4 protein-coding genes and 1 pseudogene are annotated in these 6,228 nt (G+C 66.6%); 2 read left to right on the forward strand and 3 right to left on the reverse strand.

Translation table 11 applies throughout. The annotated features are described in order from the left end of the window. Nucleotides 1-754 precede the first annotated feature (754 nt). Nucleotides 755-2,293: a hypothetical protein gene (locus ACIA8E_RS41365; RefSeq protein WP_399307208.1), complete on the forward strand. Its 1,539-nt coding sequence runs from the start codon at nucleotides 755-757 to the stop codon at nucleotides 2,291-2,293. A gap of 5 nt (nucleotides 2,294-2,298) precedes the next feature. Here ACIA8E_RS41365 and ACIA8E_RS41370 read toward each other — a convergent pair whose 3' ends face one another. Further along, on the reverse strand, nucleotides 2,299-3,378 hold the full coding sequence (locus ACIA8E_RS41370; protein WP_399307210.1) for an IS110 family transposase: 1,080 nt from the start codon (nucleotides 3,376-3,378) through the stop codon (nucleotides 2,299-2,301). Between the two features lie 332 nt (nucleotides 3,379-3,710). Then, nucleotides 3,711-4,151: pseudogene (locus ACIA8E_RS41375) on the reverse strand (transposase); the annotation flags it as partial. A gap of 1,082 nt (nucleotides 4,152-5,233) precedes the next feature. Here ACIA8E_RS41375 and ACIA8E_RS41380 point away from each other — a divergent pair. Then, a complete protein-coding gene (locus tag ACIA8E_RS41380) occupies nucleotides 5,234-5,869 on the forward strand; it encodes a hypothetical protein (RefSeq protein ID WP_399307212.1) in 636 nt (211 codons plus the stop codon). Between the two features lie 61 nt (nucleotides 5,870-5,930). Here ACIA8E_RS41380 and ACIA8E_RS41385 read toward each other — a convergent pair whose 3' ends face one another. After that, nucleotides 5,931-6,131 (reverse strand): transposase, encoded by a 201-nt coding sequence (locus tag ACIA8E_RS41385; RefSeq protein WP_399307214.1) that lies wholly within the window; start codon nucleotides 6,129-6,131, stop codon nucleotides 5,931-5,933. Nucleotides 6,132-6,228 lie beyond the last annotated feature (97 nt).

Raw genomic sequence — 6,228 nt, forward strand, 5'->3', positions numbered from 1 at the left:
ACCGGCCGAACTCCCTGGCTACCACCTGACCGGATCCGGCCAGGTAGGCACCGACCGGTGGCGCCCCCTGGAGAACAACGACCAACACTCCCCGCCACGAGTCCCCCTTGCGCGCACCGGCACCGATAGGACCACCCGCGCAACAGCCGCCACGCCGCCAGCGGCCACGGAACGGCCAGCGGTCGGGACTCGACAGGAAACCAATCCCACAGAACTCCGGACGCCACCACTCACAGCCGCCACCTCCCCGACCCGTAACGGCGGCCAGCCCCTGGCCCTGCCCGGCGGCGGACCTCACGCCCCCCGCACATCCAAGGACGACCCCCAGCCCACCACTCCGCCGACCAGCCAAGACACACCCCACCAAACCCCCACCGGGGAAGACACCGCCACAGCAATCTCCGGAACACGCACGGGGAAACTCCCGGAGAACGCACCCATATCCGTTGAAATCGGGGAAGGCCTCGGCGAAAGCGCCCCGCCCCCGCATCACAACGCTGCTACCGCAGATCCCCGCGCAGGAACCCAACGCGTACCCATCGGACCGGAACTACCCCCGCACAACGGCGAGCCGGACAGCGGTGGCAGCGTCGCGGATTGGGTCGCGCAAACGCTGATCGCTGCCCGCCTTCCCTCCCCTTCGCCGGGTCGGCAGACCGCCCCCACGGCCGTCCCGCCGCGCTCTGCCCGCCCCCGTTCGCTCGACCCGTCGGCGTACGAACAAATCGTCACCACTCTCGTCACCACCCACCGGATGACGGCCGAGCAAGCGTACGACACCATCGCCGGGTCATGGGAGATCCTGGCCGGCCACCTCCTTCAGGATCCGCTCCGCAGCGACGCGCTCTACCAGCAGCACACAGCGTTCGTCCTCGCCGCGATCGCCGCGGCACGAAACGTCGAACCCCAGCACCCCAAGACCACCGGCAAAGGCAAGACCCGCCACCCGGGATACGACAGCGCTCCCGCAGAGAATCAGCACCTGCGCGACCAGGCCATCACTGTCGCTCTCACCGAAACGGCATGCGCCCTACACCAACCCTCTACCACCAGCGGCACGGGCGACACTGCGGCCGAAGCCGGACATGGGTTCATCCGCACAGCAGGCAAAGGGCTCTACTCGCTGACCGGCCTGCGCCACGAAGATATCGCCCCTCTGGTCGCACCACCGCTCCGCAGGGTCGATCTGCAAGACCAGCGCAATGAGCATCTGAGATCCGCCGCCCTCCAGCAGTGGCAAGGAGCCCGGGACCACTACACATACCTTCTCCGAGGGCCACACGGTGCCGAAGCCGCCCGAGGCAGCACCTCCACTGCCGACGATGCGGAGCAGGTGAAGAGCGTAGCCCTCCCTCTGCTGGAGAAGTTCAGCCAGGATTTCGGCGTGCGGGCGAACTGCGCGACAGGTGTCGAGGCGGTAAAGGTCAGCAACAAAGGCGCGGACGAGAAGTCTCTCGCCAAGGTCCGACCACGCAAGTGGCACCCCGATGAGGTCCAGGGAGTCGCGGAGGCGCTCGAGCACTACGGGCCGATCTTGGGTGCGCGGCGGCGCGGTTCCACGCGTGCGGAGCACGCGCAGGAAGTCATCACCGTCGCAGCTGTCACGATGGGTTTGGAGAACAAGAGGCCGGCCCCCGGTATGGGGGCGGAGTACATCGCCTCACAGAAGGCAATCAATCTCTACGCGATGGCGCTGGTCAGCAAGGATTTCGGTGGCGGCGTCCGCGAGATCGAGGGTACCGCGACGCATGAACTGGCCCATGGCCTGCTGAAGTACGCGCTGCCGGAGTTCACCGAGGCGTTCGGCAATTGGAACCCGGACGGCACACCGAAGTTGCTCGACGGCGCCGAGCCGCCGCTCAGCAAGGTCTGGACGCCGATGGAGGACTTCAAGGCATCCATCAAGGCGTCGCTGCTGCTGCGGGATAGGTTCGCGCAGAGCTCGCCCAGGCACGCGGCGGCGATCGCCGAGCTCGCGCAGCAGAATCCGGACGCCTTCGCCAGGAAGGAGAACGAGCTTTCCGGCAGGGCCTCCGAGCGGATCGCCACAGAACTCACTGCGAAACTGGCTCAGTTCAGTGAACGGACCAGGACCTTTGACGCCGAGGGCTGGCCGAACTTCGCCGGTGAGCGTCCGATCACCAGGTACGGTGCGACCAACCCTAACGAAGACCTGTCCGAGACCGCCAAGTTCTATTTCGTCGACCCGGAGCGGCTGCGGCGGGAAGCGCCGCTGCGGGCGGCGTTCTTCGACGGGCTGGTGGATGCCTGGACACCTACTGATTCCCAATGAAGCTTCTATGTCTCGTCAACCCCTGGTGCCGTTGCGGAGGCGTTGTTGAGGTGGCGGTAGAGGCGTCGGGCGAGGTAGCGCTTGAGACAGCGGCGGATCTCTCGGTCTGTCTTGCCTTCGGCTCGTCGTCGGTCGGTGTAGGCGCGGGTCTGGGGGTGATGGACCATGTGGACCATGGCGATGACGTTCAGGGCGCGGTTGAGACGCCTGTCGCCGCCGCGGTTGAGCCGGTGGCGGGTGGTGTTGCCCGAGGACGCGGGTATGGGGCTGACGCCGGCGAGGGCGGCAAACGCGGCCTCGTCGCGGACGCGTCCCAGGTGGGACCAGGCGACCAGGACGGTGGCGGCGGTGACGGGGCCGATGCCGGTTTCCCGGATGAGGCCGGCGGCGGGGCTGGCATCGACGAGCTCGCCAGTCCGGTTCATGTTGTCCGAGAGCTCGGTGTCGAGGGTGAGGATCCTCTTGGCGAGCCGGACGGCCTCGGTGCGGGCGGTGGCGGTTGCAAGGTCTTCCTCACGGGGGCGCCAGCGAGCGATCTCGCAGATCTTCTTCGCGCCGAGGGAACGCCGGGCATCGATGCCGAGGTCGGCGAGCCGCACGAGGGCGGTCAGGGCGTTCACCGTCCGGGTCCGCTCACCGGTGAGCTCGTCCCGGGCGGTGAGGAGGATCTGGGCCGCTGCTCGGATCCCCTCATCCATCCGAGGGGTGCGCAGTTGCTCTTCGGAGAGCGGGAGTACGGCTGCGGCGATGCGTCGGGCGTCGATCGGGTCGGACTTACCGACCCCACGCCGACCGGTGCGGCCCATGCGGGCGGCTTCGGCCACCTGGTAGCCGGCGAGCGCCGTCTGGCGGGCAATCTGAGCCCCGTAGCTGCCGGCGCCCTCGATGACCCACAGGACACCAAGGTCTCCGTCGGTGCGGCGTCCGGCCCAGGCGATCGCACGGGTCCTGCCGGCGTGGGTATTGGGGAAGGTCTCCGTGCCCAGGTGCTCGCCGTTGGCGGCGAGCACGGCGTAGGTATGAGTCCTGGCGTGGGTGTCGACGCCGACGACGAACGAACGAGTGTGGGCAACAATGGTGTTCACGCGATCAGGGTTCCTCTCCGTGAGACGGTGATCCCGGTCGCCGTGGACCGGTGCCGTGCCCGGGAGAGGTCACTTCGAGGCAGAACTGTGACGGGCCACGACCCCTGGGGGTCGGGCAGGCTTCTATCAGGCCACCGAGGTGGGCCGGGTCGGCGCCGGCCACCCACCGCAGTCGGACAGTTCATTAGCAAGGCACCTTTGGGGGCCACTGTTGTCACGAGTCACGACTGCGGTGAGGCGACCGACGTCAACCCTGCCAGCCGGTCCCGGACCAGCCGCCCAAAAGACTCACAGAAGTTGTCAACCTCATTCGGTGACGCGCTGTGAGCGATTCATCCGAGCACGGCAGGGCTGGGCAGAGCGGCGATCTCGAAGATTCGGCCGTCGCGTATGAGGGCCCAAAGAACGTTCAATCGACGCCGCGCGAGGGCGATGACTGCTTGCCTGTGGTCCTTACCTTCGGCTCTCTTGCGGTCGTAGAACGCCTTCGAGGTAGGGCAACAGCGAGCAGCGACCTGCGCGGACATGTAGAGACCCGCAGCAGGCGTCGGCAGTAGCGCCGTGGGCGGCGCATATTGCCGCTGATCCGTCCAGAGTCCCTGGGAACCGGGGCCAGGCCGGCGACCCCGGCGAGGCGGTCAGGGCTGCCGAAGACACTCATGTCTCCGCCGGTGTGGGCGATGAACGCCGCGGCCAGGACGGGCCCTATGCCGTGCTCAGGATGACGCGGCATGCGGGGGCTCACGAAACCGACCCTCGATCAGGACGTCGGTTTACCCGCGCGGTGGCAGTGACCGTGACACCACCCGCGGTCGCGGTCGCCGGTCCGTACGTCGTAGCAGTCCGCGTCACCCACATCCACATCGGCATCCCCACCACATACAGATCCGGGGTCAAGGCCCAAGGGTGTTGTCGGCTCTGCGCAAGCGCGGCGGCCAGCACCCGCTGCAGTCCGGGGTACCCCCGGCACCCTGACACCCTCATGTTGCCGGCGAATTCGGCACCTTTGCGGTGTCGGACGTCAGTGACGAAGCCAGCTCGGTGACGACCCGGCGAACCATAGCAGTGAACCCGAGCTGACTGGGGTCCGTTAGAGGCTGGCCGGATCGACACAGGGTATGTTCACGACCGATCGAACCGTAGCCGCAAGGTCGACTTCGTGAACTGTGGCCCTATAAGCGGACCGGCCGCGAAGGGGTTCCTTCGCGGCTTTTCCATCCTTGACCATTGGGGGGCTTGTGATCGATCGAAGGTGCAGGCGTTCCGGCTGCCGGTTCCCCCGCGGGCGGACGATCGGGAAGACCAACCGTCTCCGACCTTACTGCTCACCTGAGTGCCTCCACTGGTCCCGCTGGGCCCGCTCCGTCGCATCATGGGAGGACGGGCCCGCAGCACAGGCGGAGGCACGGGAGCTGCTCAAGGTCGCCGATGCCCTTGACCGGCGTCGACGACCCAACGAGCCGATACCAGAGTTTCCGTTAGAGCCCAACCCGTACTGGACATACGCCGTGTCGGCCGTCTGACAGCCTGCGGAGGAGCTGTGCGGCGCCACCCCTTTGGTCCACTACCTTCCGCGACGAACAGGAAGGTTGGGCGTCACCCTCGGCGAGATCGCCTCATCGGGCACGACTCGATGGCTGTAGAGGGCGAGCGAGTCGATGCGTTTCCAGAGTCGGCATGTGTATCCCGAGTGAGAGGCCCAGGCAGGGGACTTCAGAGACAACGCAGCAAGTGGCCCGACGGGCACCTTTCCTGCCCTTCTGGTCATAATTGCGCCACCAGCGAACATGTGACTCTCTTCGCCCATGCGGGCCCGCTACGGTCATCTCTCCATGAACCACCTGTGGGGGACCACTTGAACACCCGCACGCTTGCTGCCGCGCTCGGTTGTCTGGCCGCTGTGACCCTGGTCGGCTGCGACCCGGCCACCACCAGCCAGCAGCCCGCTGCGCCACCTCCTTCCATCACCGTGCCGGTTACGACGCCGTCAGCGAGGAACGACAAGCCTGTCGAGCGCAAGGCGGTCGCAAACTTCGTGGGCATGGGACTGCAGTCCGCTCAGGACAAGGCGCAGGCTGACGGCTTCTTCAGCCTGAAGTCTCACGACAGTGTCGGGCGGGATCGGCTGCAGGCGTTGGACCGGAACTGGAAAGTCTGCTGGCAGAACTACGCGCCGGGCAAGACCATCCCGGTCGACACCGAGCTGGACTTCGGCACCGTGAAGCTCGAAGAGGCGTGCCCCGCGAAGGATCAGAAGGAGCAGGAAGTTGTAGGCAGCAAGATGCCGAACCTGGCCGGCAAGTCCGTGAAAGCCGCCCGTGAGGCTCTCAGCTCGGGGACGTCGATCACCGTGACCGATGCGACCGGTGATCGCACCGTGATCCTGGAGAGCAACTGGCAGGTATGTACCCAATCCCCCAGTCCTGGTGTCGCCTTGCGTGGGCAGCCTGTCGAGTTCACTGCGGTCAGGTACCAGGAGACCTGCCCGTAGTCACCACTGCGCAGCCGTTTGGTCTCAGCTTGACTCTGTCGGGGGTCTTGGACCGTCGAGGTCAGGTGCCCAGGGTTCGCCATGACTTCGGCCGGGGCATCTCGCGCTGGTCGAGGTAGTTCTGGAAGGCAGTCGGTCGGCGAGGAGCAGGTGATTCCTCGGTTGGTGGCAGTTGGCTGAGGCGCTCGATGTTGACGGCGATGGCCGTCAACACGTGCTGGATGTGGGCCTTTCCCTGTCCTCGGTAGCGGCAGCGCCGCATGCTGAGGCGACCCCGGTGGTGTGGACACTCTGACAATGGATCTTGCAGATCCGAGGAAGGGTGTCTTGGTGGGACGGAAGTCTCCGTATCCGGCGGA

Origin of the sequence: Streptomyces sp. NPDC051664, from assembly GCF_044453545.1 — a bacterium.
In the GTDB taxonomy this organism is placed as follows: domain Bacteria; phylum Actinomycetota; class Actinomycetes; order Streptomycetales; family Streptomycetaceae; genus Streptomyces.

Excerpts from the sequence above, each read along its gene's own strand:
- ACIA8E_RS41365 (WP_399307208.1), top strand. The coding sequence starts at position 755 with ATGACGGCCGAGCAAGCGTACGACACCATCGCCGGGTCATGGGAGATC.
- ACIA8E_RS41385 (WP_399307214.1), bottom strand. The coding sequence starts at position 6,131 with ATGCGGCGCTGCCGCTACCGAGGACAGGGAAAGGCCCACATCCAGCAC.